The sequence below is a fragment of the Legionella qingyii genome (assembly GCF_003184185.1).
Window position 1 is genome coordinate 112,190 of sequence record NZ_QHJG01000001.1, and the last position, 26,999, is coordinate 139,188.

Here is a 26,999-nt window from a genome sequence, read left to right on the forward strand (position 1 = left end):
GCAGGCGGGAAATCCATCTCACAAATAAAGTAAGGAATTAATTTGATGGATAGATTTCTGCCTGCGCGGGAATGACACCATATATAAACAATTTGCCCATTAATGACTCGAAAATCTATGTGCTATATTTTTACAGGAGGTGTTGATAGGAAAAAGCATGCAAAGCATTCAATACATCACATCACTTCCTGATGATGGGATTGATGTTTGTGAACGTGTAAAAGAACATGGATTTGGTTTATATGAGACCATGGGCGCACGTCCGAGCCAAGAAGATGCGGCTTTTGCCTGTTGGTATTCTCTAAATCATTTTAATTTACTTACCCCTCAAGAGATTGGTCATCGTTTATGGACCAGTTATCACATAATTAATATTTTAGGGCGTAATGTGATGCATGGAGGCACCACGGCGTCGACGACCGTATATGATGGTCATGGGAACCTAATCACTGCAACTTTAGCAGACTCCATCTCTTTTGCGGTTATTTACGATATCCAGGCTAAGTTAGCTGGTGTTGTACGTTTAAATAGTATTATTCATCACCCTGCAGTTGAGTTAGAGCGTATTCAAAAAGCAGGGGGCGTAGTCTTTTTCGATCGCATCAATGGTGAGTTGGCAGTATCTCGCGCGATAGGTGATTTTGATTATAATGCGGAGGTAGTTTGCGCTGATGCACATATCGATATCCATCGCCTCGATGAAATTGGTGACGCTATAGGTATTTCTCCAGATCGTGTAGGAACGACTCTCATCATTACAACCTGTGATGGCTTTACAGAGCCTTTAGCACTCCAAACCCAAAAAGAACATGAGCAGTGGCTTTTTAATTGCTTATACGAAGTACCATTGGCAAACAAGCTAGAAGAACACCAACTAGCAAAAATGCTTGCGAATAAAGCGCTCGAACGGGGATCTCGAGATAATATTTTAATTGCAATCCAAACCCTTTCTCCTTTACTGCCTTTTTTGGTAGGGATTTATGATGGCCATGGGGGAAATGATGCATCAAGCTTCACAGCGAAGAACATAGGGGCTGTTTTTGACTATCAATGTTCTTTAACTCAAGAAGCTTATGCACAGCAACCTTTAAGTGCAGAGAAGAATTTCACTACCTATTATCGGGATAACAAGATTTAATCAGGACTTACGAAAAACCCCAAACTCCTCGTTAAAAAATGTTTTTAATTCAGTCATTTTGTATATCTAAACTCTCTCATTAAAAGCATTTTTTGCCTCGACCTTGGGTTTTTTCGTAAGTCCTGTTAATAACCATAAACTAATTTGATGCGAATCAGGACATCCGAGACAACCCAAGATTGTGTTATAATTATTTTTTATGATTTTAGGGAGGAACATTGTGCAAGAGTTTTTATCTATAAGTATATTGATTATGTTAGCCGCGATTTCTCCTGGACCTGATTTTGCTTTAGTTACTAAAAATTCCTTACTTTATTCTCGAAGAGAAGGAATCTATACCGCTCTTGGCGTTTCAGTGAGTCTTTTAATTCATGCAAGCTACTGCATTTTAGGATTGGCTCTTGTGATTTCGCAATCATTACTTGCATTCAGCATTATAAAATACCTGGGGGCTGCTTACCTAATCTATATTGGCATCAAAAGCTTATTAGCGAAGCGCGAAATGATGAAATTGGATGCCAGCCATTCATCTCATTCCATCACAGGTTTGTACGCTTTTAATCAAGGTTTGTTGTGCAATCTTTTAAATCCCAAAGCAATTATGTTCTTACTGGCATTTTTTACTTTGGTGGTAAAGCCCGGTCATTCGATTATGAGTGAGTTAGGTTATGGAGTTGAAATTGCTTTAATTCACATGATTTGGTTTTCCTGTCTCGCTTACATGCTTACCCATCAGTATGTAAAAACGAATCTAAATCGGTTGCAATATTACATTGTCAAAATTATGGGGGGCTTACTGGTTGCTTTTGGAGTCAGGATCGCAAGTCTGAGCCATGCAGCGATGTTAGCGGAGTGAGTTGGCTTAGACGACTTCATACTTTGGGCGGGTGAATTGTCCGGGACTTGGATATCCCGGAATTTATAACTATCGCTTTTTCATGTATTCGGATTTGCTTTCTGAGGCAGTACTATAAGCTGCAATTGATTTAAATAGCCTTAATTGAGATTTACTGGGAAAAATCTGCTGTAAAGTCTCATTGTTCTGACTTTCAATGTGTGTCATGGCATCTTGGATGATCAGTTTAAACGCATCACAACAATTTTCTCGATCCAACTCGTTAGCATAAGCATAAGCAAAAAATTGAGCGATGGTGGAGCTGCCATTTTCGCTTTGCTCCAAGGCGGTGCATTTACTTATAATGGACCTTAAATGAGTGAAATTGATATTAAGCTTGTGCTCTAAACTCGCAAATGCATTCATTTCAAGTTGATTAAGAAATTTAATCATCGATGTTCTTTTTTTAATGGCTAAAAATCGCTCCATTTTGTTCATTTTTGGAATAAAATCGCTATTCCATATAGCTAACTCGTCACTGGATTTAATATAAAGTAGAGTAAGCCCCAAAATATGCCTTGAGAACTCGGTTAAAGAGACTGAACCAGGTTCCTGATTTTCAAATTTTAAAAAAGACTTCTCAATAAGACCTAGAAAGAATTCTATTTCAGGGAGCCCCCATAATTTTTTAACAGATCGAAAAAGTTCTATTAAAAAATCTTTTCCATCTGTTTGATCCCTTTCCGGGAGTGTTTTCAATAGTTCACGCATTACTCTTAAGTACCACATAATTAATTACCATGTAAGTTAATTTGTGCAAAGTATATTAAAAATAGCTCAATTGGTCATTGATTATTCGTCATTGGTTATGATTAAAAGCTTTTTTTAATATACGAGATACAACCATAACATTATATTTTGCAAAAGGGATAATTGTTTAATAAATGCCGGATAATTAAACATCCCGCATTTTTTGAACTAATATGATACTAAGTGAGTGCTGATTTTATGGTGCTTCATTATGGACATAAAGGATAATTTGGACCACAAAAAGCGCATGCCATTAATTTTTATTGGCCATGGCTGTCCCATGCATGCAATTCAGACTAATAAATTTACATTGAGCTTGCAAGCATTAGGTAACAAAATTCCTCAACCAACGGCAATTGTATGTATTTCAGCACACTGGTTAACTAAAGGCACCTGGGTCACACATATGCTAAATCCCAGAACGATCCATGATTTTTATTGCTTCCCCAAAAAGCTGTTTAATATAGCATATCCAGCCCCTGGTTCTCCCGAAACGGCAGAACTCATTAAAACCATCGTAACTCGGACGTCAATCAAACTGGATGATGAACAATGGGGATTGGATCACGGCACTTGGTCGGTGGTGCGACATATATATCCTCAGGCGAATATTCCCATTGTTCAGCTCAGCCTTGATATAGAACAACCTGAAGAGTTCCATTATCAAATTGGACAGCAATTACAATCATTACGAGAGCAAAACATTCTTATCGTCAGCAGTGGTAATTTAGTACATAATCTTTCCAAAATCAGTTGGGAGCGTAAATCAACGCCTTATGATTGGGCTGTTGAGTTTGATGAATGGCTCAAAGAAAAATTAATGGCCAGAGATTTTGCAGCATTAATTACTCACTATCGTGATACGATTGCAGGAAAGCTGAGTGTTCCTACTCCTGACCACTACTATCCATTGTTTTATATTTTAGGTGCTGTACATGATGAAGACGAACCGGTTTTCATTTATGAAGCGATTGAGAATAGTTCGATTTCAATGCGCTCATTTCTTTTTGGATAAAATTAAATAAATAATAATACTTAACTTTTTGATCTAATTAACAAATAATAAATGGACCGTATTAAAAGGAATTTTATATGCAATCTCACATGGATAAACCACATATTCAATTAGCTATTATATCGCGCTGGTATGTTGTTTCACGAGCACTACATGCCGTAGCCAAATTGGGCGTAGCAAATCATCTAGCTTCTGGACCTAAAAGGATCGATGAATTAGCCCAAGTAACAGAAAGTAAACCCGAATTGCTTGATAGGGTATTAAAGTTTCTAAGTAGTTATGATTTATTTAATTACGACAAAGGCGTTTATTCATTGACCGAATTATCCAAACCGCTGTGTGACGATGATCCTCATTCCATGCGTGATGTATTATGTATGGTGGATGATGCTTGGTGGCAAGCATTCTCTCAGTTGGATGCTAGCCTTAAGACAGGAACATCTGCATTTGAGCTACAACATGGCGACGATTTTTTTAGCTTTCTTGGTAAAAATGCAGAGAAACAGCAAAATTTTGATAGAGGAATGGCTAAATTATCAACTTATGATGATGTGGCAATTAGCAATGCATACAATTTCGCTACTTTTTCCAGCTTTGTTGATATGGGCGGCGGGCGAGGGGGGCTTGTAAAAGCAATCACCAATCAATATCCCATGTTAAAGGCTATTCTTTTTGATACGCCCGCAGTGATTTGCCAATTGGATCCTAATACATTTTCCAACCAAGTGACCCTCCAGGAGGGTGACTTTTTTGCGACCATCCCTCCAGCAGATGCCTATATTTTCAAAGGAGTTTTGCATGATTTTAACGATGAAATGATGCATAAAATATTGAAAAACTGCGCGCAACAAATGCCTCAAAATGCGACTTTATTTATTGCAGAGCAAGTAATGCCTGATGACAATGAGCCTCATCCTAATAAAACGATGGATATTGTGATGATGGTATTATTAGGCGGCAGACAACGTACCTTGTCCGAATGGCAACAATCCATTGAACCCGCGGGATTTATCTTTAAAAACAGTTATCCAACAAATAGTTTATTCACTTTAATGGAATTTAAGCCTAAGGCTTCGCATAGGTGAGTTAAACGAGTGGCTTGGGTGCAGTGCAGCAAAACCCTGATTTAAAAAATCACAGTCTTCCGGGGGACTGCTGTGCTGCACCCAGGTTAAACTAATAATGATGCAAAACAGAGCAAAAAATATGGTGTGGATCATAAAGTTCTTTTAATTTAATCCAATCTGCATATCGTTCTTCAAAATGATTTTGCCAAAATTCTTTATCTGGAGAGTCCCCCAAATATCCAGAAAGATAGCGCTTGCCACCTTGGGGCAAAAAGAGTGAGTCCAAGTGTTTGATGGTTTCTAAACAACTCGGAATCAATGAGTTAGGTAATCCTGGATTCAGAATCATGAAGGCAAAAACATCTTCATCTTTAGGTAGCTGCAAAAATCCAGCCGGAGCAAGGGGCGCAATCCGGGCAAGATGTACCACCGTAGCAAAGTGTAAAGGCAAAGTAGCCAATAACTCTTCTAGATTATTTAATTGTGAACCGGGTATGAAACATTCATACCATGGATGTTGTAATTCCCATTGCCCGGTTATTTGCATTGCATTGAAACGTGAATCATGACGATGTAAATAAGAATGAATGGATTCATCTTGGCTATGTAACAAGCGCCAGGGTTTTAATCCTAAATCATGGAAATCAGGGGGTAAATTGTCATATTCTAGTGCTACATGAAGGGAATAAAACCATTGGGCAAAAGGTGCTCGCCCTTTTGTCGATAATTTCGCACCTTGTATTGCCGGGGTGCAAAATGATTCTACATAATCTGCTTTTGTTTGACACAAAAGCAAATCATTAAGCCATTCGTCCTTTTCTAAATAAATCAAGAAGAACGTTCTAACATTTTTTAAACAAGGTCTTAATGCAATACAGGCTTTGGTTATCAGGCCAAAGCGTCCTTGTCCTCCTAAACAGGCTTGCGTTAAAGAGGATTGTTGTTCTGCTTGTATCAATTCGCCATTCGCTTGCACTATTTCTAGTGCTTTGACATGGGCCGTCACGCTACCGTATTTGAATGATGCAGCACCCATGCCGCCAGCAGAAAGAACACCTCCAACTGTTAAATTACAATTATGAGGGACTACATAAGGGGTCATAGATTGTTTTAACGAATTATCCAATAATGAGGCCCAAGACGTATTTGCTTCAACCCAGATGGAGCTTGAATCAGCTTCTGAAGCATGATTGAAATGCTTCATATTAAGGAGCATGCCACCAGAGACAGCGAGCGATTGCCCACTCTGGCTCATTCCATTGCCACGGAGCGTGATGGGTAATTGATTTTCATGAGCATACTGTATAAATGATTGTAGTTCTGCGATTGTTTGAGGTTCAAAGGCGGCAATTGGATCAGAGTGAATCAGTTTGCCGAAATCTTCGCGAAAACAAACAAGCGAATGCCCATCGCTGAGCATCGCTTGTCCAAACTTTTTTTTACACTGCTTTATGTGAAATGAGTTCCACTGGTTCTTTGTTTGCAGCATCTTGATGATTCCTTTGTTTTGCCAGTTCGAGTCTTCGATTACAAGCAATAATCAAGCCATCGAACATCTTGTTGAATGCATCGTAGCATCGGTCTACCATTTTTAAGGCTTCGCGGCGAATGTGAATGGGTACTTGTCTTGAAAACAAAGAGCGTTCCATTTCTTCTTCAAACAAGGCATGAGCCATTTCTACCTCCAAGTGTGATGTGGAGAAATATTTGAGATTTTTATCTTCCCCGGTTTTTTTCACTTGTTTTGAAACCTTTTCAAAAAATACATGTCCTGAGGATTCAATCGTTAAGAGCAGAACAATATTGAGAATTTCATCATTCGCTTTATATACTTCAGCTAAAATTGCATAAGCCGCATCGCGAGTTAATTGAGTTTCTTTACTGTAGAGCCAACTTACATCATTGGTATCATTTGCTGAATCGATATTGACTGCACCCATGTACTTTTTATCATGTAGAAACCATTTTTCATGACCTGCATCTTCGAGTCTGTGGTGACGAGCGACTTTTCGTAAATAAGGGTCGGTTACTCGTTCTTCGTTTATTCTTAAAATATCCTGGAACGTCATAGCCCAAAAGGTTAATTCAGGAACAAAATAGCCTAATTCTTTTAAACTTTTTAATTGTTCTAGTATTTCAAAAAAAGGATGATTCATGAATTCTTGTTGTTTGGAATCAATATAATCTTGTATGATTTTCATAGCCATCTCCATGAGAAAATTTGTTGGACACTTCTAACAATGCATTTCGCATACCAACTTTTTTTCTATTTTCCCTCAAAAAACTATGAAAAAAGGTCATTTATGCCCTTTTTAAATAAAAGGCAACTTGCTTCTGTCATTTATATGAATAAATAACAATCTATATGTCAAAATTTTGGCAAAGCAGTCCCTTGAATTTTTTACATATTTTAAAATTCAAATCAATTATGCCAATTTTTTGTCATATTGTTTTAACTTTTTCTCTACTTTATCCCAATCAATCTCTTCAATTCGCTCCACTTTATCGCATAGTTCATTTAAAAATTCCGCTTGTAATTCCCCATGCGCTTGCGCTTGTGCATAAGGGGTATTCGTAAACATCACCAAAACATGTTTTGAAACATAATGTTCTGGATAGCGATGCATTAATTCATGTTCCAATTGTTTTTTTAAGTTAAATCTTTTGTCTCTGATGTCAATTTGAATTTCATGAAAGTTATCCATAGACATTTGTGCGACCGCATCAGTATTTATTTTCCTTGAACGATAAAATGCGGGCATTACTTCCTGCCAATCATCATGATATTGATCCAGAAGCTTATTCAAAATACGACAGTCTTCAAACGCACTATTCATTCCCTGGCCAAAAAAAGGAACAACACCGTGAGCCGCATCTCCTATTAGGAGGCATTGATCTTGGTAATACCATGGGTCACATTTAATAGTACTCATATTACCTGTAGGATGTTGCGTAAATTCTTCAACTACATGAGGCATATCGACATAAGCATCTGGGAATGATTCTTTGAAAAAAGCATTAATTTTCAATTCATTATCCAATTCAGCAAAGCTGTTTTTTCCTTCATGCGGTAAGAATAGGGACCCTGTAATCGATTGATCAAGATTAGGATTGCCTAATAATAAAAAGGCTTCCCTAGGCCAGAGGTGTAAATGTTCGTGATTAAGGTGATTTTGGCCAGGCACTCCAATAGATAGCTCTTTATATCCATAAGGTAAGAAAGTACGCGATGCATGTACCAAATGCTTCGCCTGCAGGTGCTCACGAACACAGGAACCAGCACCATCAGCACCAATAAGCAGTTCATAGTTTTGTTTTAAAAAGGCGCCATTAGGTAATTCAAACATAGCCATTTTATTCTCAACATCCACGTCAATGAGTTTCGTATTGAAGTTGAGTTTTATCTTGGGAAATTTCTCTACCTCAGAAAGCAATAATTTATTGAGTTCATTTCTTAGAATTGCATTAATGTATTCATCATGATGTCGGCCAAACGATTGAAATTTAATTTGTCCTTGAATCTCATGAATCGCACGAGCCCGCATGGGAACCATGAGTTTTTTCACCAGTGGCATGATCCCTACCCCTTCCATGCCAGTAATGCCACGGCATGATAAAGCCAGGTTAATTGAACGCCCATCATCTGCATGCATGAGTCGTACATCGGGGCGTGCATCAAATAATTCAAGTTTATAGCCTCTTTTGGCCAAATAGAGGGCAAGCAAGGTTCCCGCCAAACCCGAACCAATAATGGTTACTTCTTTCATTCCAGTCTCCTTGGGACGATTGCAGTCTTAAGTGAACATATTGTTTTAATCCGGTGGGCATAAAGTATCCTCGCCCGTACTGATATTCACTTCCGACGACAATTACTACGACTGCTTATCCATTAATAATCAATTCACCATAAAAAATACTCAAAATTACAGCGTAATTTTTACCAGCAAGAATCGTACCGATTTGAGAGATATCAGAAAAAATAGTAGGAAAATTTATAATCCCATAAGTCATTCCCAGTACAGTAAAGAATTGCTAATGGCGTTATAAAAATTTAAATGTGTTGGCGAATAAAATCTTTTAAGTCTTCTGCTTTTTGAGGCATTGCAAAATAATAGCCCTGAGCATAGTCACAACCATGTTGCATGATAAATTCACGTTGTAAATCAGTTTCAACTCCTTCGGCTAATACCTGTAAATTTAAGCTATGGCCTAAATTAATGATTGCTCTTGTGATTGCTGCATCATTTTCTCGATTGACTAACTCACTGATAAATGAGCGATCGATTTTTAATTTATCTACAGGAAACTGCTTGAGATAAGCTAAACTCGAATAGCCAGTACCAAAATCATCTATAGCTAGTTTTGTCCCCATGTCTTTCAACGCATACATGGTTTCCACAGCATGTTTTACGTTATCAATAAGCAGGCTTTCTGTGAGTTCCAATTCCAGAAATTTGGCAGGTAAACCCGTTTCAAGAAGAATGTTTTCAATGACCTCCGATAAATGAGCCAGACGGAATTGTCGGCCGGAAATATTTACTGCTACAGTTAATTGGTTATAACCTTGACGATGCCAACGTACAAGTTGACTGCATGCTTCTCGCAAAACCCACATGCCAATATCAAGAATTAAGCCATTTTCCTCGGCCATGCCTATAAATTCATTAGGAGGAACATCTCCTAAAATATGGCTATGCCAACGTAATAATGCCTCAAAGCCAATAATTTTATTCGTAGCCAAATTAACAAAGGGTTGATACACCAGATGAAACTCATGGCGCTTAAGTGAGTCACGCAATGCATTGTCCAGTTGCATACGATTAATGATGCGCATATTCATTTCTTTATCATAGGTACGATACGTATTACGACCGCTATCTTTAGCATGATACATCGATAAATCAGCACATTTCATTAACGATTCATAATCATCGCCATCCTTAGGGTAATAACTAATGCCTATACTGCCAGTGATTTTTAAATTATGTTGATCAATCTGAATCGGTTTAGCTATAGAGGTAAGTATTTCTTCTGCTTTTTGTTGTGCTTGCAGCTCAGTAGCAACGTCCTGTAACAAAACCACAAACTCGTCCCCACCTAAGCGGCAAACGGTATCAAAATCGTCAGTAGCAATCAGCAAGCGGTTGGATACGGCTTGCAACAGTCTGTCGCCAATGCTATGGCCCAAAGTATCGTTTGTCATTTTGAAGTGATCCAGATCGAGGAATAAGAAACCCAACATGGAGCCTTTTTTCTTGGCCAGTAAAATTGCTTGATCCACACGGTCGATTAATAAAACTCTATTGGGTAACTCGGTGAGCGAATCATGAGTTGCTTGTTGAATTAATTGTTGTTCCATCTCACGGCGTTGGGTGACATCGTTAAGGATGCAGACATAATGCTTAACGTTATCAAATGAATCTCTGACTGGCGCTACACTCACTTCACACCAAAAAACTTCACCACTGCGTCGATAACTTTCTAACTCTACTGTTTCTTCACGTAATTCCTTAATCGCTAAAGTAATCCGTTTATGATTCACATGCTCCACTTTACTACCATGTAAAAAGGATAGATTCTGTCCTAATATTTGTCTTTCGCTATAGCCTGTAATGCGTTCAAATGCTTTATTAACATAAATAATTGGCAAGTCGGGTTTAGAAATATCAAGAATCGCAACGCCATGTGTACTCGCCTCAATGGCTCGTTCTCGAATACGAAGTTCATCTTCTTCGAGCAATTTTTGGGTTATATCCCTGAAACTGTATACTCTGCCAACGATCTCAGCGCCTATTCGTTGCGGTTGGGTAAATCGCTCAAAAATTCGACCATCTTTAAAATGCAAAACAGGTAGTTCTCCTTGCCACTCTGGATTTTCATAAAGATATTTTACATCAGCAATCACTGCTTCGGGGTTACTTAGTTGTTGCAAAATATATTCAAAACCAATACTTTCAGTACCTGATTCCAACATATGGGAAGGTATACGCCACATCTCTACGAATTTTTGATTCCAATCAACCACTTGTCCTTTGCCGTTTACCATCATAATGCCGTCAGCAGTTGATTCAAGTGTGGCACGCAATAGGGATAAAGATTTTTCCAGCTCTACATTCTTTTCAAGAATATCATGAGTTTTTACATTAATATTTTCTGAAAGCGGCGCTTTAACAGAACGCTGAAATTCGGGTTGGGTGTGATACCATCGTTCAAGAAGGATGGATAGGTTAGAAGTGGGTGTAATTATTCCTAATTCTTCGCATACATTAATAAGCGATGGTTCTCGGCCTTGCCTTTTAACTCGTTCCGCAGCCTCGGCCACCTCTTTGTAATCTAGTTTACGTCTTGCCATGTTCCCTCACTCATTCCCCTCTCTGGACTAGCTAATGAATTAACTTATTACTCGAAGCCAGTTCAATTTTAATTATATACTCTTAATGGATTTTTGCCTAAAAAGAAATCAAGTGATTTATGAGATAATAAAAAAAGAGGACAAACAGACGTCACTAAGAAGGATTCCCGCGTTTGCGGGAATGGATTTTGACTATTTTTGGGGAGCAGGTACTGTTACAGGTTGAACTTGCTTCCCTGCTAATTGTTGCACTTGTGTGTTCACAGTTTGTATTTGGGTCTGCAATTGACTTTGTACTGTTTTTATCTGATTTTGCAGTTGGCTATTTAGTGTTTGTATTTGTTGCTGTAAATCATTTTGTACTTTTTGAATTTGTGCCTGGAGTTGCGTGTTAAGTTGTTGTGTCTGTTGCTGTTGCTGTGCTTGTAATTGCTTTAACTGATTTTGGATTTGCGTATTAAATTGTGCTATTTGATCATCAGCAAAAGCAATATTGGCCAAAAAGACAGTACAAAAAAGTGATTTTGCTAAAATTTTCATTACTATTCCCTTAATTGAAAAAATAATCGGACATATTACTTTAACCTAATAAGCTATGAATTGACTAGGAGCAGTTGATAATTGCTTCATTAAAGACCAATCCGATGAGCGATCAAATGGTTGAAATGACAAGATTTACAATTAAGTTGCGTTAAAATAAATCATTGGTGGTGTTTACAAAAACTATATGCGCAAATAAAATCCAAATGCCTAATTATCTCCAGGAAAAGCCGTGCACGATCAATTTGAATATTTTAATCAGTTACCCAATGGTATACAGGGTGAAGTAACTAAGTTTCTACCAACCCAAGATTTAATAAACCTTTCTAAAGTCTCAAAAGCGAATGAGACCTTGTTTAAAACGAATCAGCACTTAAATCTATTATACAAGGCTCGAGAATTTCTTCATCATGTTGTTCGTGGAAATCATGCGGCGGTAGCAAAGATGCTTCAAAAGAATCCAGCTTTAATGTATATCAGGGGGCAAGTAACTGATTTATCAGGCCGAACGTTTACCAACATTAGTGGTTTTGAGTATTGTTTGTGGGCTTTAGACAAGCATATGTGGACGAAGATGCTTGATTGTTTACCTAAAACAGCAGAAGGTGAACAAATCAAGGCGGTATTAAGGACACAATATCAAAGAATAAAAGAAATCGGTGTGACCTATGAACGTCATGGAGTCATCACACAATCGCCAGAAAAGCATTTTGATTTTGAAGGCACTATCATTAACCAACTTCAAGAGTATGTTAGTAGCGGTGAGGATAATCAATGGCGAATGGGTGTTGGTAGCGCCCAACAATTATTGCCGATTCATGTAGTTTATGAATACTGTAGTGAAACACCCTTTTTCCCCGTACCTGATTTTGTAAAACAACCCACGTCGGCAACAAAATTTTATAATTGGTTGAATGATGGCGAGCAAGAGTCTTGGTTTTGCGAGGGTTCTAAGTTGGGTGTTGATTTTGCGATATATAAGGCGATGATGCACGACGGGCGACTGGTATGCATTGGATTCGACGGGAAGGGATTGGCGGCGGCTTCCCATGATTTAAATGCCATGAACGCGTTGTATCAAGTCAGAGCAAATGATTTTTGTGTGCTAGAAAATGAGCTCAAGCCATGTAACTTATCTAAAAATCAGTACAAGAACTAATATTCATTGAGCGCAGAGTATCTTGTTGTATTAGTTCAGCGGCATATCCTGCTGCTCGCCTATCCCAACAAACCTTCAAAAACCATAGGAATGGCGAACATACATTAATCGGCTGTTATACCCGTTTAAAACCAAGATAACTAAGGATTATTCCCAAAATCAGCTCAAATCCGGCAGCGCTATAGGCGATATTTTTATTCTGCATAAAGAGAAAAGTTGCATAATCAATATAGTGAGGATAAAAAATCATGCTTGCCCCTTTTAGCAATACGACCCAGCAAATAATGGTTATTAAAAGTCGCCAGTTACACTGCCAAATGTTATGGCTTACAACCATAAGTACCCCAAGAATAAGAGTCCAAAAACCTAGTACGAGCATTAAGGGCGCATTTTTAAGCAAGTCTTGGACGTAGATTGTAAACTGCTCCAAATTGAGAAACATCGCGAAACTAACAAGGATCAAATAAATCCCAAGAACTTTGCTTAAAAACTTTGATTTGTCCATTTTTGATTATTCCGTTTTTATCTATATAGCTCAAGTGTAGCCCTTGATTAAAAGAAGTTCTATGGATTCTGCATTGATACTCCTGGTCTGTGCTGTTCTTCTTCAGCTACATTCATAACATTGCGTGGGTTTGGAGGAGGGAATAAGCGTTGGCTTTGTGCATAGGTACGGGCTGCAAAATATTCCATAGTGATGTTTTGTGCCTTATCTACAAGTAATTTAAATTTTTCTGTCAGAATTTTGATAAACTCATCAAAGTTATAATGACTTAATTCGGTGAGCATGAGTCGATTATCGAGCGCTTTAGATAAGGGCAGTCTTCCGTGAAATTTCGTTGGATTTTGAGTGCCAATGAGGCAAAAACCTGGTTTTTTAGGCGGATTTCCTTCAAGATCATAGCCTGAAAGCAGAGCATTAAGTAGTTGCTCATGAATTTGAGTATTAAACTCTTCAATACAAACAACCTGGCCTTTATGAAATGCATCTAGGAGTTTTGCTTGTACTTCTTTAGGATTGGTTGGTGAAATGGTAAGGTAGTCAATTCCTTTTGCTTTGAGTAGTGTATGGACTAGACGGCTTTTGCCCAGGCCAGGCCCTGCTTCAAGAATAATCCCGTTAATACCCAGCTCCTGATCCCATTCACCGCTCATTTTCCTTTCTCGAATAAGCAGCAGCATTTCAATACTCAAAGCAACTTTTTTCCGCGAATCAGTCCAGATGAATTTATTATCGATAGTTTTGGGATGGAGTTGTTGTAATGCTTCTTTGAGTTGTTTCTTTTGTTCGCGCCAGGTTTTTCCTTGTTGTATGTCATCGCGAATGTGTTGGCTCAGCTTTTTATCGAGATTTAATGTTTTGATTTCACTTAAAATAGCATAACGCATCAAGAAATCATGCGTCATGGATTTGGTTTGTAAATTCTCTTTTAAAATAAAATAGCGCAAACACATCATTTGAGCATTACGAGGCGTGATATTGAGTCCGGCATCTTGTGCTTTGGCATAATAGGCTTCAATGAGCTTTAATAAATCATTTGCGTCAACATTTGGCTCAAGTAGCGGGGTTAATATTTTTTCAAGAGGTTGTCCTTCGAAAGGCAAATAGTTGGGGAATCGTCTAAATAAATTAGGCTCAAAACGCCCTTCATAATGAGTAGGATTTCCAGCAAAGATGATTTTATGATTTTTTAATGGATAACATGTGCCTTCAAACCAAAACTCTTTATCGCCACGCGCAAACGCCTCAAACAAAGCATAATGCTCCTGACTTAAATTGGCTTCATCAATAAATAATATTGGTTGACTCTCACCTTTATGTTCAAGCCAGTTTTTTACTCCGGCCAATTCATGATAAATGGTGATGGGTTTTTGATGTTCCTTTCCATACTGAGTCAAGATTTTTTGGACAAAATAGCTTTTCCCAGTTCCGGTTTTACTGGTTAGGAACACAAATGAATGACAACCCAGATAGTTCATCACCATTTCAGGTGTGGTTGGTTCTCCAATCTCAGGAAGGATTCCTATGCTCAATTCCAAGTTTCTGATTAAATCCGCAAGCCATTGCGAATGGCGTGTTGTGTTGTTGGGTAAATCAATGAAATGACTATGGCATGGTGTTAGTTTGAGCCGTTGATAGGTTCTTTTTAATTGTTCCGCCAGTTCGGAATTTAATCGTGCGAAGTCTTCTTCAGGTTTATAGAGGTGAAAGGTCTTATCGACGGCTTTAAAAGGAGTGGCATTATCACTAATTAAAGTGATGTTTTGAGCAAAAACCGCCTCTCCATTGACCCAAAGGGTAGGTGGATCAATAAAAAGAGTTTGTAATTGTTGAGCAAAAGTTGTCGAAAACTGTCCTTTGAGAATTACTGGGTTGCCTTTTTTAATGGCTTTAAGTAATTCAGTTTCTTCACCTTTAAACAATTTGTCTTTTAAAGAGACGTGGAAAAACAAACTGTTAAAATTGGTTTTGGGATCAATATTAATCGTGATGGCATCTGTTGGTTTATAATGTTCTTCAGCATCATCTAAGTCATTAGAAATAATGAGGCGATTGCTCTGTTCTAATGCTTCGATAGGAATGACCGATTTTTTCAATGGCTCTGGAACAAATACTTTGGGCGTTGTCTTGATTGTTAGCGTACATTGCGCTTTTTTTGCTTCCTTCAAGAGGCTGTACCATTGAATTTCCGTTAAGTTATCGGTTACCAGTAGTTCGAGTGATTGGTCTAAAGCAAAAAATCCAGGGAGTGGTTTAAGTGTATGATTCTCGGTAATTTTGTATTGATTGGAAAATAGGGGGAGAGTTGTTTGGTTCACAATTCTTTTTTTCCCCGCAGCGGCCAAAGGAGTGATGACGTCGGGATAAGTACTCAAGTCAGGTTGAGCAAATTCCAAGTGAAAGTCCTTGGCTAATTCATGCCACTCTCCATTAAAGAAAAAACGGTTTTTTGCCATCAATTCAGTGATTAAGAAACGAAATTTAGGATCTTCAAATGGTGGATTATGCACAATTAATTTGGTGGTTTTATTCTTGGCGGCTTTCAAGAGTGCGCCGGGAAGAATATCTAAAGTTCCCTCATCAAATGTATGTCTTCCTAGAAAAATAGATTCCCAATTTAAAGATGAAGGTAAAAGGATGTCATCATCACCCACTGGTTGATTCAGTTTAATGTTTGGTAATGCTATGGGAGGTACTTCAGGCGCTTGGCTGATGGCATCAAAACGTGAATAAAAATCATCACCCATCTTAAACGCAGAGCCCTCATCCATTGCTACAACTACACGCACATTAGGTGGGATAAAAAGACCACAAAGATTAGGGTCGTCATTGTCGATAATGCTGTTTAAGCTAACATGACGGGCCTTAGGGGCAGACCAGTTAATAAACCAGGTATATGATTCGCTGGGATTTAACGTAGCATTCTTTAAAAATTGACTTATGGGGCTATCTACCTGTTGGTCATTGTTGTGTTCCACGCGCAAATTACGGAGAACCAGAGAGTCCAAGTCACGGGAAAACAATGTGTTTTTAAAGGCTGAAGATGCCTTATGAAGCGCTTCGATTTCCTGGTTGTCCTTAAAAATAAGCCATTGCTTTGCACACCAATCCTTGGAGGTAAGTTTTTTTGCAAGTTCATCTGCATTTTGGGCTTGAATCGGTACGCTATTCCAAGTCTGAAAGCGGTTATCTGGTTTTAAAGGGCTAGTTATTTTTTTAGTTTTCTTTTCTTCAGTCGTTTTTTCGTCCTTTTTTTGGGCCAGTGGCGGTATTGGGAGATCCATCACATGAGCAACACCACCGCCTAAATCCAAGGTAAAATGCATATCCTGGTGTTGAACCATCACGAATTGATGGACATCGTTACTGACAAGACGGGCTTCAATTTGCAATGCGTTTGCCAAAGCGGAAAAGAGCTGGGCTCGATGCCTGCACACTCCTGCACGTTGTTTGATTAAGGAGTTCAATACGTCAATTGCATTCCCTTTTATGTCTGATGAAGCGGATTCTTCTTCAAAGCGGCAATATTTGGCCAGAGCTTGAATGCGTTGTGTCGCATCAAGTATTAGCAGTTTTTGATACTCCGGACAGTTAATTAACCCTCCTGTGACATCAAAAGATAATTTGGAGATCCATTCTAAATGTTCTTTGGGGGCATTGTTTTTAAGGGTGAAATCAACGTTATTTCCTGGTTCAATGACGTAATTAACAAGGCAGGATTCAAGTTTTTTTTTAAACTTGATGAAATGATAACCGGAAGTGTTACACCTTTTTAATTCAAAATCAGGGTTTTCTGCTGCATAGTTGATCAATTTATCGCAATTGCTTAATGCAGGTAACTGAATCCATTGATCCACTAAAGGTTTTTCAAAAGTAATTTGACCATAAGCGAGTTTTTTAGCCGTTTCTGGCTGGTTAAATTGTTCTTCTAATTCTTGGGTAGTGCATTTTAAGGATGCAGGAACTGATTCCAGATTTTCTTCTAATGGGATGTAGGGTTTAAAGTTTTTACTGAAAGGAAACCAATAAAATGTATTAAGATGATAACTCGAAACGGGAGGGTTGGGGCCTTCTTTTGCTTTGAACATCGTGCGCGCAGGCAAGTTGGGAATGTGATCTGTTTCGCCTATATTTCCATCAAGAGATAAAGAACCATCAGTATATTCATATTTGTGTGTTTGTTCCGCGGCGATTTCTAATAAGTTGATTTCAATGTCTGGATAACTGTGTTGAAACCATTGGGTCGCAACTAAATCATTTTTGTTCCATGGTGAGGGAAACGAGATTGATTTTAAATTAGGGGCGATTGTAATTAATTGATTTAATTGTGGAAAACTCAAAGCATTTAAACAAAAAGTGATGTGATTTAAAGATGAAAGCGAACCAGGTTTAAGATGATTCAGTAAAGCAAGAAGATCATCGGGATTATCAATTTTAATTTCATTCAAATTTGGTGCAGCAGCAAAAAGGTTTAGCAGTTGTGCGGAGGAAAGGTTGGTTCCTGGGGCAATGAAATTTTTTAAATTTGGCAATGAGTTTGATGCAAAATTAATCGATTCAAAATCAAGATAGCAGGATGATAGTTCAAGATGAGTTAAATTGGGTGCCGCGATTAATAGGCTATAGAGCTGCTCGGGAGCTATTTGACCTTGGCCGAGAATAACTTTTTTTAAAGATTTGAGTTTATTATCAGGTTGGATGAGCGGCTCGCCATACTCTGTCCAATCAAATGCAGAAATAAATAACGTTTCCAGATTGGGGGCGGAGTTAACAAGAGTGTATATATCATCCAAAATGAAACTGGAGCTGATGGAAAGTTCTTTTAAGTGAATAAGAGAAGCGTTAATTTGCAGAGGCTCTTCCCAGGATAGGAACAAGTTGGTTAGCGCCAATTCCGTTAAGTTGGTTGTTGCATTAATTAATGCATTTATGTGACGAATTGATGTTCTTACACTGTTTAAGGAAAGCGTTTTTAAATTGGCTATTTTTTTAGAGTGCAGGGAAAGAGATGAATTCTTTGTAAGTATTCCATTAATGAGGCAAAGCGATATTAAGTTTGGCGAATTGTTTAATAATGTAGAGAGCCGCTCAGGAGAAAAATTAATCTGTTCTGCCAATAAAAATCTTAATGAAGTAGTTAGGAGTGGCTCTTCATGTTCCTCATTTTCGTACAATGACTCCAATTCGCAATTTTCCATAGCCAGCGAGTGTAAGCCATCGCGTTTATTGAGAAAAGAAGATAGAGATACGGTACTGTTTGTTAACGAAATATGTGTTGGTTTTTTTAGTATCTCAGGACGATTTTTTAATAAATAGGAGAAATAAAGTTTGTCCGGTTCGGTGGTGGGATGATGAGGTGATAAAGTGGATTGTAAAAATTGAGGAATTGGTTTTTTTTGAGACTCACATTCGAGTTCTTTTTCAAAATGGATGTATTTTCGCCGCCAATCTCTATCCATATTAGGTTGAGTATCAAATGACCATTCGAGTGCACCGACTAAATCTCGTTGAATTACTTCAGTGTCATTTAGATCACTGAAAAGATCAGGTAAATACAATGTTAATGAATTGATAAAATTAAAAAATGCATCAGGGGAACTTAAAACTTTGGTGCAGAGTGCATCAAATTTTGGAGCATCCAAAAAAGTAACTCTATCACCGATGAGATTTAATTTTTTTAACGCAGCCGCTTCTTCGGATGGATTCAACTCACGATATTGGAGATGGATATAATCAACTTCCTCTACATCTTCTATTTTTTTTAAACCGTCTTTAGTAGGAGCATATACAGAAAAATTATCATCAAGGAGCTTTTTTATAATCCGTTGTTTCAGATAGAGATTTTCGGATGTTTCGTTCAAACTGCATTTGAGAATGATTGTCTTTTTTTCGAGTTGCGCGGAATTTATGGCGATGGTATCCCAGCATTCTGGATTATCCGCCAGGGCTTTATCAAGGTTCAAGACCCCGCCATTTGGCTCAACTGAAGATTCAATCGTTGGTAATTGATTTTTTTCATATAACAAGTCGAGATCATCGAGGATTTCAATATGGGTTTTCATTGAATTTAATGCACAGTTCGTATTTCTAATTGATGAGTTGTGCAATCATATATCATTCGGTGGGTTTTGTAGACATCAGCGGGATTGCATAGCCAAAAATTTATCAATCATCTGGCGTGAAAGGCTGATGGGGTTGGGGAGTTGTGGGAGTTTTTTTATAGAGAACCATTGGGCATCTTCAATTTCGGTTTCATCGATGTGAATTTCGCCACTGTCATATTCGGCAATGAAGCCTAGCATTAAATTACTTTGAAATGGCCAGGGTTGGGAAGAAAAATAGCCCAGATTTTTTATCGTTAAGCCTACTTCTTCTTTTACTTCGCGCATAACTGTCTGTTCAAGCGTTTCTCCAGGTTCTACAAAACCTGCCAAGATGCTGTAAATCCCAGGCATGAAATGAGGTGAGCGTGCAAGCAAGAGTTCATCATCACGCCAAATTAATGCCAGCATAACAGGTGCAATTTGAGGAAAAATTAATGAGTTACATACGGAACATACTTTAGCACGCTCTTTGGTACTGTATTGGGTTTGATGGCCGCAATACCCACAAAACTGGGTACTTCTATCCCAATGTAAGAGTTGCTTTGCTTTGGAAACAAGTAAAAAGAGATCCTCATCACCTAGAAGTTCATGAGCCTTACGAATATGTTGAAAAGTTGTATCTTGCGGTAAGATATCAGCTTCCTTATGAAGCTGTACAGCAAAACATGGGGTACTTCCATAGGTACCTAAATAAATTTGACGCTCAATAGCGAGATTAAGCGCGTTAATGTTAAAAAATTTGGGTATGTAATTGTTCTGTAACAGGATGTCTTCGCCATGAAAGATAAACCAGAATGCGGGTTCAGCAAATGAAGTAGGGGGATGAATTTGTGATATAAATGGCTTAGACATAATCAGAATCCATAATTTGTTCTACATACTAAGTGTACATAATGATTTTATGGGTGGTCAAATATGGTTTTTACCCTCACCCTAACCCTCTCCCATTGTGGGGGAGGGGTAAGATTGAAGCTTTTCAGCTTGAAGGGCATAAAGCTGTGCTGACAGAACAAGGCGTGGAAATTCTAAAATTATCGCGACAAATTACCAGAGCGGCAAAAAATGTCGAGAATGCGGCAATTAATTTAAAATCAATTTATTAAAAATCACTCCGACTGGCTTTTGATTGCGCTTTTTAAAACGCACACCTCCAGTACCTAGTTTGGAGTATTAGACATCAATCGCAAATTGACATATAAAATAATAGATCAAAGTCTCCTAATGAAGAGAAAATTATGAACACATTCAAAATGTACCTCATAAGCGGTTTAATGATTATGTTTTCTGTTACAGCAAGCAGTATGACCGAACATGTTTCCCAAGTTGAATCAGATGCCGCGCGAATTTCCATGTTAGAGAAGGCGCTGGCTCCGCAAAAGCTCGATGAGGTCGCAACTTTGTTTGCAAAAGCTAATAAAGAACGGAATGGTGCAGTCCAATTCATGCTGTTTTCGGACCAGTTAAAAGAAAAATTTAAAGATCGTTGGCCTTATTGGGTTTCTGGTGTTTCCAGCCCATGGATTACTTCTTATGAAATTAAAAAAGTAGTACAAAGTAAAAATGCGTGGAAATTTAAAATAACCTACCAATGGGCAACCGCGGATGGACCATTTAATCCTCCAATGGTTCAGACAATAGTAGTAACCCCGGTTCCTAAAAACATAAACGCATCGCAAAAATTTTGGATAACTGAATTTAATGAGCACTAGTTTAAGAGAGCATCAGGGGCAGGACAGATTTAAAAAATGCTTATTTTAACACCTGAGCGGATAGCCTGGGTAAACCACCCAGGCATATAAAAAACCTAAAAAGGGGCTTTCCTAATTACTTGTTAGTGATTCCTATTGTTGCAGCAAATGCTAAAGCCACACCAACTCCAATTACGGTTTGCGTGAAAAAGCTATATCGGTTTGCTGCTTCACTCTCAATAGATTCAGTTTTTCGAGCATTTTCTTGTGGGATATCAGAAGTTTTAGCGCTTACGGATTTTGTTTGTGCTGCTGAAAACTTGCGTTCCGCTATTTTATCTTTTGAATCATAAAAAATTGGATCGGTTATAATCACTTTACCACTAGGTGTTTGCGCTTTTCCTACCATAGATGAGGCTTCAATCTCTGAATACCCACTTTGCATCAATTCTGAGATTTCTTTTTCTAATACTTGTTTGGTTGGAGACGCACTCGTATTAATTTCGAGGAAATGCTCGTCTATTTTTCCTTCAATTTGTCCATCATTCCAGGAAACATTTTTTTTCTTTGCTGTTTTAATTGTGGATTGATCTTGCTTCTCGTTCATAAAAACCTCATTAATATGTTTTTGGTTAAAATTAAATCAATTTTAGCAATAAATAATTAATGTAATATTAAATAAAAGTACAGTTGGTGTTTTTGTTGTTCTTTGTGATGAATAAATAAAAATCATGGCTCATGTATTTCTAAATGATGTACTAAGAGGTAGTCCAATGTGCTTCAATCTAAATTGTTTAATTGGAGCTATAATTAAGAGTAAGATTTTTTATACTGGTCAATTCCATTGAGGGTTATATGGAGGCGCACCAGGATTTCTATTGATTGGGAGAATATGGATGCATATCGATAGGGGATCCTATGCTACTTATATTGCAGAACGCTTACCTACTTGGCGCGTTTTTTTGCCCCCTGTAATCCTGTCCTTAATTTGTATTTTAATTGAATATGAAACGAATTTTCTCGTTTTCCATACCTTGGCAGAGTTAATTTCAGTGTTTATCGCCTTAACGACAATGACGGTAGCGGTGACAACGACTCAATTCACCAAAAATCAGTATGTGGTTTTTATTTCTTTAGCAGTAGGGTGGTGCGCAAGTATCGATATAGCTCATCTTTTAGCTTATGAAGAAATGAACATATTGCCGCATGGCGGAGGGAATCTGAGTACCCAGCTTTGGGTTTCTGCACGAATTTATCAAGCCTTATCTTTTCTTTTTGCTATTTATTTCTTTAGACATACCATGAGGATTTGGGTAATTAATGCTATTTTATTTTTCATAACGTTAGTTATTTTTACTGCTATTTTTACGGGTTATTTTCCCACGACATATATTCAAAATTATGGGGTTACCTGGTTTAAACTCTATTGCGAACTGGGTGTTATCCTCATCTTATGCACGACCCTCATATTGCTTTGGTATGAGAAGGCAATGATGTCGAAAGAGATGTTGTTTTATATGAGCTTGAGCATTATCTCGATGATAGGTTCTGATTTGGTATTGTCTCATTATAAAAATTTATTTGGTATAGAAATAATACTTGGCCATATATTAAAAATATTTTCCTTTTGGTTTATCTACACTGCGTTGGTGGTACAAACATTACGCCATCCTTTTGCAATGTTGGCACGTGTTGCAACGACTTACGATAACATTCCTGATCCTACTCTTATTGTTCAATCTGAAGGTACAATCAGTCAAGCGAACAGGGCTGCTGGAGCATTTACTCATTTAAAACCTGAAGAATTAGTGGGATTATCTTCCCACGAGCTTTTTCATAATAAGTCTATAGAACAAGAACAATGCCCTGTGTGCACTCAATTGTCTACTTCAAGACGCCAGTTTATTGTGGAAATTGAGACTGAAAAAAATGAATGGGTAGAATGCAGTATATCAACTATTGCCTCTGATTTTTTTCCTAATTCCTGGGTACAAATCGTAAGAAATATTACTGTGCGTAAGACTCTTGAAAAAGAACGAAACAAATTGACTTATGATTTGAGTGAACGTATTAAAGAACTTCGTTGTCTTTATACGATTGCTAATTTAATCGCACTTCGGGATTTAAATATTGAAGAATTGTTTATACAAACAGTCAACGTGTTGCCGCATGCCTTTCAATTTCCGGAGCATATGGCTGCAACCATTGAAAGCGAATGGGGCGAGTTTAAGTCAGACCCCAAAGCGAAAAAACTGCCTTACCAATTGGAAAAAGAATTTCAAATTGAAAATCACTCCGCAGTAAAAATAAACGTATTTTATTGTGCACAACCATCAAGGTCAGAGCCTGTTTTTTTACCTGAGGAATCAAGGCTTTTAGACTCAGTAGCGACGTTATTACAGAACGCACTGACGCGATTTCATTCGGAACAAAAAGCGACGGAGGCCGAAAAGCGATTTAAAGAAAGCGAGGAACACTTTCGCGCGTTCATTGAACAAGCGCATGTTGGCGTTTTTATACGTAGCAAAAATCGATTTTTGTATGTAAATCCACGATTTTGCGAGCTGGTTGGCCGCAAAGCAGAGGAACTGTTATCCATGGGACTTCTGGATTTAGTAGAGGACAAACCTACCCAAGAATTAGTTCTTAGTTATTGGCGGCAATTGGATTGTGGCAAATCGAGTATTGCCTATAACCTTCCTTTAAAGAGAAAAAGTGATGGAGTCTCTTTAATTCTAAGAATTGATACGACGGTTGTTTCCTGGGAAGGGCATTTCGAGTTTCTTGCCATAGTGGATGATGTGACACAGATTCAACATGCAAGAGAGCAAATCGAGCAATATGTAGCTCAGTTAGAATCTGCGATAAAAGGAACGTTTCTCGCGGTTTCTAATATGGTCGAGTTTCGTGACCCCTATACAGCAGGTCATGAGCATCGCGTAGGGTTAATTGCGAAGGCAATTGGTGAGGAATTGGGATGGACGCCTGAACGTTGTTCATCCCTTGAGCTCATGGGGCTTGTCCATGATATAGGGAAAATTTCAATACCCGCAGAAATTCTTTCCAAGCCAACTCGACTTAGCGCGATTGAAATGGAACTCATAAAGGTACATCCACAAGCGGGCTATGATATTTTAAAAGATGTTCCTCTTAAAGAACCCATTGCAGAGGTCATCTTACAGCATCATGAACGTCTGGATGGCAGTGGTTATCCTCGAGGACTAAAAGGAAAAGAGATTTTGCCTGAAACCTTGGTGATTTCTGTAGCAGATGTCTTGGAGGCGATGACATCTCACAGACCCTACAGGCCGTCATTAGGTATTCAGGCTGCAGTGGCAGAAATTAAACGTGGCAGGGGTGTGCTTTATGATGAAAAAGTTGTCGATGCCGCATTAAAGTTGATTGAAGAAAATAAATTACCACTCGATCTATGAAGAACGGGCAACGCTCCTCTCCCGCAAGCACACCAATTCTTTATTAGACAAACCCTTTGCAATATCACTATATTAGTAATTATATTCTTAATCCCAAGGTTTCTATATGTTTCGAAAAACTGCCCCATGTTTTTTCGCAGTCGTCATTGATGCTTTAGGTTTTGGACTCGTTTATCCAGTGATGACGGCACTATTTACAGCAGATCATAGTCCTGTATTAACTGCCGATGCCAGTATCGCAGTGAAGCATTTTTATTTGGGATTAAGTTATATGCTTTATCCCTTATGCATGTTTTTTGGCACCTCATTTATGGGCGATTTATCTGATGTTTGGGGGCGAAAAAAAGTATTATTATTGTGCATGCTGGGGATAGCCATTAGTTTTCTGTTAATGGGGATGGGAGTTGCCTTTTCGTGTTTGAGTTTATTGCTTATTGGTCGAGCGCTTTCTGGTTTAATGGCTGGTAGCCAACCCATAGCTCAAGCCTCTATTGCTGATTTGAGCACTCCCGAAACCAAGGCCTTAAACATGAGTTTAATTTCCATGAGCTTTAGTTTTGGTTCTGTTCTTGGCCCCTTACTTGGTGGTGTGATGTCCGATCAACAATTACTGCCCTGGTTTACGTTTACCACTCCATTTCTTACGGCCGCATTGCTTGCATTCATTGCCTGGATTTGGATAGAGCTCGGATATAAAGATACTGTTTTAGTTTTGTCACATAAGAAGATTTCCATTTTTCGCCCGATACAAATTTTTATTGAAGCATTTCAGCATCAATCGGTTCGTATTCTGGCCTTGGTGTTTTTATTGATGCAAATGGGATTTAGCCTTTATTTTCAATTCATCATTGTGCATATGAAGATGGCTTATCATTACACCAATTGGCAGTTAGGTGCCGTACAAGGCATGATTGGTTTGGGTTTTGCCATTGGAATCCTGATTGGTATGCCTTTATGTGTGAATCGATATAAAGTACACCACATTGCGTTATCAACTCTTGCTCTCACTGGTTTGGGGCAGTTACTGGTTTATGTTATCCCTAATGCTTTATTACAATGGCCTTTGGCAGTAGTTATTGCAACTTTTGATATCATGGCTTTTGCCTGTTTATTAACTTTATTTTCCAATGCTGTAGATGCACAATCGCAAGGATGGGTAATGGGAATATCTGGGGCAGTAATGGCATTTGCCTGGATGGTGACAGGTTTTGGTTCCAATTTATTATCTATTCTGTCTAGTGCTGGCTTGATTGTCGTTGGTGGCGTATTGCTGCTCATTTCAGCGCTACTTTTACTAAAAAATAGATCCGTGTAGCTTTTGTTATTATATTCCAATTGCAACTGCAATTGCTTGGGCTATTTGGTTTTATCAACTAATCGTTTAGTCTAAAGGGTTACCTATTCGTACGCATAAATAATATTGTGGTGGGCTCCTTTTTTGTGTAAAATTATTATTCAATTTGAGGAGCGTATTAAGCGATGCACAAACCTAATATTTTGATAGTCTGGTCTAATTATTATAAAGATTTAGCTGAAAGACAGTTAGAAATTTGTTTAAATAAATTAAAACAATATGACTACAATTATCAGGTTGAAACTGTTGAAGCAGGGACTTATGAAATCCCGAATGTGATACAACATTACCACCGCGTTAATCCCTTTGACGGATACTTACCACTGAGTTTGTTGCTTAAAGGTAGAACCGATCATTATGAGTTTATTTGGGAACATGTTAAAGAATGTTTTATACAATTTGCTTTAGATGGATTAACCCTAGGCAATGGAGTTATTTCAGCTCCGAGTATGGATATTTTGTGCGAACGAGTTGAAAACGGAGAGCGAGTTCAAGAAGCGATTAATGCGGTCGATTATTTAATCCGTTTGAAGAATAAAAAAAATAATAAAGTTGCATATGCCTAAAATTCTAATTATTTCCTCTGGTATCCATAAAGATCTCGCATCGGAACAACTGGATCTCTGTGTAAGTCTTGTTAAAAAAGCAGGTTACGATTATCAGGTGGAGTTATTACAAGCAGGCGCTTATGAAATTCCGTTTGTGATTAATACATACCATCAAAAAAAACCTTTTGATGGTTATATTGCACTGGGATTAATCCTTAAATTAAATCTCGATCACTTTGAGCATATCATGTCTCATATTCGATACTGTTTCACTCAATTTGCTCTAAACGATATTGTAGTGGGTAATGGAATTATTACTGGATCAACTATTGAAGAATTAAGTGAACATATTCGCAGTTCAAACCCGTGTCATTCAGCGTATCCTTCTGCGTTTAATGCAGTGGATTGTCTCATCAAGTTAAAGAGCAAAATAGCGCCCACATCATCCTGAGA

The 26,999-nt window shown here is 38.1% G+C and carries 21 protein-coding genes; 11 read left to right on the forward strand and 10 right to left on the reverse strand.

The annotated features are described in order from the left end of the window. Nucleotides 1-157: 157 nt before the first annotated feature. Nucleotides 158-1,138 carry a PP2C family serine/threonine-protein phosphatase gene (locus DGG96_RS00430; RefSeq protein ID WP_110141050.1) on the forward strand — a complete coding sequence of 327 codons (981 nt, stop codon included), beginning with the start codon at nucleotides 158-160 and terminating at the stop codon, nucleotides 1,136-1,138. A 220-nt stretch (nucleotides 1,139-1,358) separates the two neighbouring features. After that, on the forward strand, nucleotides 1,359-1,994 hold the full coding sequence (locus DGG96_RS00435; protein ID WP_110141051.1) for a LysE family transporter: 636 nt from the start codon (nucleotides 1,359-1,361) through the stop codon (nucleotides 1,992-1,994). A gap of 69 nt (nucleotides 1,995-2,063) precedes the next feature. Here the strand turns inward: DGG96_RS00435 and DGG96_RS00440 are convergent, their stop codons facing one another. Then, nucleotides 2,064-2,762 (reverse strand): hypothetical protein, encoded by a 699-nt coding sequence (locus tag DGG96_RS00440; RefSeq protein ID WP_126955296.1) that lies wholly within the window; start codon nucleotides 2,760-2,762, stop codon nucleotides 2,064-2,066. Between the two features lie 232 nt (nucleotides 2,763-2,994). On the opposite strand from DGG96_RS00440, the gene ygiD reads away from it, so the two are divergent. Together ygiD and DGG96_RS00450 are read left to right on the forward strand one after the other, a co-directional pair. Further along, entirely contained in the window at nucleotides 2,995-3,798 is an 804-nt protein-coding gene (gene ygiD, locus DGG96_RS00445) for a 4,5-DOPA-extradiol-dioxygenase (protein WP_233590473.1), read from the forward strand. Between the two features lie 77 nt (nucleotides 3,799-3,875). Then, nucleotides 3,876-4,883, forward strand: coding sequence for a methyltransferase (locus tag DGG96_RS00450; RefSeq protein WP_110141053.1), 1,008 nt, complete (start codon nucleotides 3,876-3,878; stop codon nucleotides 4,881-4,883). A gap of 91 nt (nucleotides 4,884-4,974) precedes the next feature. On the opposite strand, the gene DGG96_RS00455 is transcribed toward DGG96_RS00450, so the two are convergent. The 5 genes from DGG96_RS00455 to DGG96_RS00475 all read right to left on the reverse strand — a co-directional run bounded on the left by DGG96_RS00455 (nucleotide 4,975) and on the right by DGG96_RS00475 (nucleotide 11,757). Then, nucleotides 4,975-6,354 carry an FAD-binding protein gene (locus DGG96_RS00455; protein ID WP_110141054.1) on the reverse strand — a complete coding sequence of 460 codons (1,380 nt, stop codon included), beginning with the start codon at nucleotides 6,352-6,354 and terminating at the stop codon, nucleotides 4,975-4,977. Further along, a complete protein-coding gene (locus DGG96_RS00460) occupies nucleotides 6,305-7,066 on the reverse strand; it encodes a hypothetical protein (protein WP_110141055.1) in 762 nt (253 codons plus the stop codon). Before DGG96_RS00460 ends, DGG96_RS00455 begins: the two co-directional genes overlap by 50 nt. Before the next feature lie 225 nt (nucleotides 7,067-7,291). Continuing rightward, nucleotides 7,292-8,632 carry an FAD-dependent oxidoreductase gene (locus DGG96_RS00465; protein ID WP_110141056.1) on the reverse strand — a complete coding sequence of 447 codons (1,341 nt, stop codon included), beginning with the start codon at nucleotides 8,630-8,632 and terminating at the stop codon, nucleotides 7,292-7,294. Between the two features lie 284 nt (nucleotides 8,633-8,916). Beyond that, nucleotides 8,917-11,217, reverse strand: coding sequence for a bifunctional diguanylate cyclase/phosphodiesterase (locus tag DGG96_RS00470; protein WP_110141057.1), 2,301 nt, complete (start codon nucleotides 11,215-11,217; stop codon nucleotides 8,917-8,919). A 192-nt stretch (nucleotides 11,218-11,409) separates the two neighbouring features. Continuing rightward, nucleotides 11,410-11,757 carry a hypothetical protein gene (locus DGG96_RS00475; RefSeq protein WP_110141058.1) on the reverse strand — a complete coding sequence of 116 codons (348 nt, stop codon included), beginning with the start codon at nucleotides 11,755-11,757 and terminating at the stop codon, nucleotides 11,410-11,412. 232 nt (nucleotides 11,758-11,989) lie between these two features. Here DGG96_RS00475 and DGG96_RS00480 point away from each other — a divergent pair, with 232 nt between their 5' ends. After that, the gene (locus tag DGG96_RS00480; protein WP_110141059.1) at nucleotides 11,990-12,916 is read left to right on the forward strand and encodes an F-box protein; all 927 of its coding nucleotides are present in this window, start codon (nucleotides 11,990-11,992) and stop codon (nucleotides 12,914-12,916) included. Nucleotides 12,917-13,031: 115 nt separating this feature from the next. Here DGG96_RS00480 and DGG96_RS00485 read toward each other — a convergent pair whose 3' ends face one another. The 3 genes from DGG96_RS00485 to nudC all read right to left on the reverse strand — a co-directional run bounded on the left by DGG96_RS00485 (nucleotide 13,032) and on the right by nudC (nucleotide 20,374). Continuing rightward, on the reverse strand, nucleotides 13,032-13,421 hold the full coding sequence (locus DGG96_RS00485) for a hypothetical protein (protein WP_110141060.1): 390 nt from the start codon (nucleotides 13,419-13,421) through the stop codon (nucleotides 13,032-13,034). Between the two features lie 59 nt (nucleotides 13,422-13,480). After that, entirely contained in the window at nucleotides 13,481-19,480 is a 6,000-nt protein-coding gene (locus DGG96_RS00490) for a transglutaminase domain-containing protein (protein WP_110141061.1), read from the reverse strand. Between the two features lie 75 nt (nucleotides 19,481-19,555). Continuing rightward, nucleotides 19,556-20,374, reverse strand: a complete 819-nt coding sequence (gene nudC / locus DGG96_RS00495; protein ID WP_110141062.1) for an NAD(+) diphosphatase — start codon at nucleotides 20,372-20,374, stop codon at nucleotides 19,556-19,558. A gap of 41 nt (nucleotides 20,375-20,415) precedes the next feature. Between nudC and DGG96_RS21130 the strand changes: the two genes are divergently transcribed. Both DGG96_RS21130 and DGG96_RS00505 read left to right on the forward strand, forming a co-directional pair. Continuing rightward, complete coding sequence (locus DGG96_RS21130; RefSeq protein WP_240610422.1) at nucleotides 20,416-20,625, forward strand: hypothetical protein; 210 nt, start codon at nucleotides 20,416-20,418, stop codon at nucleotides 20,623-20,625. 132 nt (nucleotides 20,626-20,757) lie between these two features. Next, entirely contained in the window at nucleotides 20,758-21,231 is a 474-nt protein-coding gene (locus tag DGG96_RS00505; RefSeq protein WP_110141063.1) for a hypothetical protein, read from the forward strand. 115 nt (nucleotides 21,232-21,346) lie between these two features. Here the strand turns inward: DGG96_RS00505 and DGG96_RS00510 are convergent, their stop codons facing one another. Continuing rightward, nucleotides 21,347-21,817 carry a hypothetical protein gene (locus DGG96_RS00510; RefSeq protein ID WP_110141064.1) on the reverse strand — a complete coding sequence of 157 codons (471 nt, stop codon included), beginning with the start codon at nucleotides 21,815-21,817 and terminating at the stop codon, nucleotides 21,347-21,349. 289 nt (nucleotides 21,818-22,106) lie between these two features. Between DGG96_RS00510 and DGG96_RS00515 the strand changes: the two genes are divergently transcribed. The 4 genes from DGG96_RS00515 to DGG96_RS00530 all read left to right on the forward strand — a co-directional run bounded on the left by DGG96_RS00515 (nucleotide 22,107) and on the right by DGG96_RS00530 (nucleotide 26,997). Continuing rightward, complete coding sequence (locus DGG96_RS00515; protein ID WP_110141065.1) at nucleotides 22,107-24,644, forward strand: MASE3 domain-containing protein; 2,538 nt, start codon at nucleotides 22,107-22,109, stop codon at nucleotides 24,642-24,644. A 106-nt stretch (nucleotides 24,645-24,750) separates the two neighbouring features. Beyond that, the gene (locus DGG96_RS00520) at nucleotides 24,751-25,959 is read left to right on the forward strand and encodes an MFS transporter (protein ID WP_110141066.1); all 1,209 of its coding nucleotides are present in this window, start codon (nucleotides 24,751-24,753) and stop codon (nucleotides 25,957-25,959) included. 164 nt (nucleotides 25,960-26,123) lie between these two features. Beyond that, the gene (locus DGG96_RS00525) at nucleotides 26,124-26,564 is read left to right on the forward strand and encodes a 6,7-dimethyl-8-ribityllumazine synthase (protein ID WP_110141067.1); all 441 of its coding nucleotides are present in this window, start codon (nucleotides 26,124-26,126) and stop codon (nucleotides 26,562-26,564) included. Continuing rightward, nucleotides 26,557-26,997, forward strand: a complete 441-nt coding sequence (locus tag DGG96_RS00530) for a 6,7-dimethyl-8-ribityllumazine synthase (RefSeq protein ID WP_110141068.1) — start codon at nucleotides 26,557-26,559, stop codon at nucleotides 26,995-26,997. Before DGG96_RS00525 ends, DGG96_RS00530 begins: the two co-directional genes overlap by 8 nt. The last annotated feature ends 2 nt before the right edge of the window (nucleotides 26,998-26,999 follow it).